The organism is Bacillus sp. AFS018417, from assembly GCF_002560985.1.
GTDB classification, from domain to species: Bacteria; Bacillota; Bacilli; order Bacillales; family Bacillaceae_G; genus Bacillus_A; species Bacillus_A rhizoplanae.
Genome location: NZ_NTTM01000145.1, coordinates 1 through 538, shown reverse-complemented (window position 1 = coordinate 538; position 538 = coordinate 1). Strand labels below are relative to the sequence as shown.

The 538-nt window shown below is 36.2% G+C and carries 1 protein-coding gene; it reads right to left on the bottom strand.

All coding sequences use genetic code 11. From position 1 onward, the window contains the following. Window positions 1-196 precede the first annotated feature (196 nt). A partial coding sequence (locus CN326_RS23965) for an acyl-ACP desaturase (RefSeq protein ID WP_176524767.1) occupies window positions 197-538 on the bottom strand: 342 nt, incomplete at its 5' end.

Here is a 538-nt window from a genome sequence, read left to right as displayed (position 1 = left end):
GTCTCAGTAGATGTAAGAAATTCTTAAAGATAGCAGTGAGATTGCTTGTTTTTTCTTCTAGAAATAATGACTTAGATTGTATATTACCTAAAACAATGAAAGCCCTACCTCTCTTTCATCCTTACGGCTCCTTGTCCGTGCCAGTTTTCCAATAAAGGGAAGGGGAATTTCCTCGCGTATATTTTGAAACCTCTAATTAACGTAGATCAGTTTTCCCTTGAAAACGACCAAATCGATCCCGTATTTTTTTCAATCTTGTTTGGTACTCCAAAATCTCAATTCTTGCTTTTTCAGCTAGAGGTGCAATTGGTCGTAAGTCTTTTAACCCCCAATAATCAACTATTACATCAAGTACTTGATCAAAATATTGCAGCGGCCCATAGTTAGCTTCTTTTGCAATTACAGCCATTCTATTTTCAAAATCAGGCATGACGGCACCTGGCATTTTAAAATTCATAATCACATTGGCTATATGATAGCAATAATTAGGTTCCAATTCCAAATGTGTTCGAATGACGTCTCGATAAAACGCATAATG